Raw genomic sequence first — 261 nt, 5'->3', positions numbered from 1 at the left:
GTGCTGCTAACGGCGCGCAAAACATCAAGATGGGTGCTGGTAACGACACAGTTACTTTCGATAACCTGCAAGACACACGTGCTGGCCTGACAATCTCCGACACAGTCGTAGGTGGTGCTGGTACAGATACACTCGTCATCGACGGCGACCTGACAGGTGCAGCACTGGGCGACACTATCGCTCTGGGCGCGTCTGAATGGACGAACGTTTCCGGTTTCGAAACAATCCGTCTGGTTGGTACATCCAACAACGCCGGTGTTG

The 261-nt window shown here is 54.8% G+C and carries 1 protein-coding gene; it reads left to right on the top strand.

Annotation, left to right across the window (positions count from 1 at the left end; translation table 11 throughout):
* A partial coding sequence (locus ACO0LN_RS30380; RefSeq protein WP_422980503.1) for a hypothetical protein occupies positions 1-261 on the top strand: 261 nt, incomplete at both ends.

Source organism: Undibacterium sp. TC9W, from assembly GCF_049339865.1.
Taxonomy (GTDB): domain Bacteria; phylum Pseudomonadota; class Gammaproteobacteria; order Burkholderiales; family Burkholderiaceae_D; genus Undibacterium.
Note: the sequence above shows the minus strand (reverse complement) of the source record. Positions and strands in the feature narration are given on the sequence as shown.